The sequence below is a fragment of the Microbacterium sp. BF1 genome (assembly GCF_019279095.1).
GTDB lineage: Bacteria > Actinomycetota > Actinomycetes > Actinomycetales > Microbacteriaceae > Microbacterium > Microbacterium maritypicum.
The window spans coordinates 1-1,242 of sequence record NZ_JAGYWT010000633.1 but is presented as its reverse complement, the minus strand read 5'-3'; the positions used below and the strand labels follow the sequence as shown (position 1 = coordinate 1,242).

At 70.1% G+C, this 1,242-nt stretch carries 2 protein-coding genes; one reads left to right on the top strand and one right to left on the bottom strand.

Annotated features, from left to right (window positions below; genetic code table 11):
• The coding region (locus KZA10_RS18350) for an OST-HTH/LOTUS domain-containing protein (RefSeq protein ID WP_256934956.1) at nucleotides 1-374 on the top strand (374 nt) is incomplete at its 5' end.
• 57 nt (nucleotides 375-431) lie between these two features.
• Here the strand turns inward: KZA10_RS18350 and KZA10_RS15600 are convergent.
• Nucleotides 432-1,242: Gfo/Idh/MocA family protein (locus tag KZA10_RS15600; RefSeq protein ID WP_218683342.1), on the bottom strand; the 811-nt coding region annotated here is incomplete at its 5' end.

Here is a 1,242-nt window from a genome sequence, read left to right as displayed (position 1 = left end):
CCCCGGTCGCCGACGCCGTCGCCGAAACCGCTGCGGGGACTGCATCGAAACCGAAGACCGCTTCCAAGCGCACGCGCTCCAAGCCCGCGCCCAAGGTGGAAGAGCCCCGGGTCGAGGACAAGGTCGATGACCAGGAGGTGGCGACGCAGCTGCTGGAGCGCGCGCTGCGCCTCGGTCACGACAAGGCCGACGCCGACGAGTGGCTGCACAGCTCCGCCGTCAAGACGCACATGCGCCGCATGGACCCCTCGTTCAGCGAGAAGGCCCTGGGCTACCGCTCGTTCTCCGACTTCCTGAAGTCGCGCGACGACATCGCCGAGCTCGAGGAGACAGGGCACGAGCGGCTGGTCCGCTTGCGCGAAGCCGCCGCCTGATCAACGCCGTGGCGGCGAAGGCGCGTCGATCCGCGCCTCCGCCGCCACGAGGGCCTATCAGAGGGTGGCCTCGAACGGGTCGAAGTCACCGGCGATGGAGCCGACCTGATCGAGCGTGCTCTCGACCTCGACGAAGCGGCGCGATTCCGCGGCCTCCTCGATCGACAGCAGCGTGTCGAGCACGTGGCAGCCGAACTCTCCCGTGGCCACGTGCGGACGGCCGGCGGCGATCGCGCGCGCCATGTCGAGCAGTCCCACGCCGCGACCGGAGAGCACGCCCTCCTGCTCGACGTCGATGACCTCCTGCTCGATCGGCTCCGGCGGGATGAACAGGTGCGTGAGCGGTCGGGTGATCGAGATCGCGCCGCCGAATGTGTTCGGGTCCGGGATCACGATGGTGCCCTCGGTACCGGTGATCTCGACGATCCCCTGCCGGATGACGGGCGAATCGGTGCTGTAGACGCTCTGCGCCTGGCCGCCCTGCTCGAAGTCCATCAGCACGCTCAGCGTCGAGGGGATCTCGACCGGGAACTCCTGACCGGCCAGCTCGCCGACCTGCACGCGACGGGTGGGCGCGCCCTGCAGCCCGAGTGCGGCCACCGAGGCGACCGGACCGAAGACGTGCACGAGGGCCGACACGTAGTAGGGACCCATGTCGAGCAGGGGGCCCGCTCCCTTGGCGTACAGGAACGCGGGATTCGGGTGGAAGATCTCCGGCCCCGACCACTGGAACGTGGTCTGCGCGAACAGCGGACGGCCTATGTCGCCGCGCGCGATGGCACGCTTCGCCGTCTGCACGGCGGGTCCGAGCACGGTGTCGGCGTCGCCCCCGAGACCGTGCTCGGGCCCGGCGTGCAGACGGCGAAGC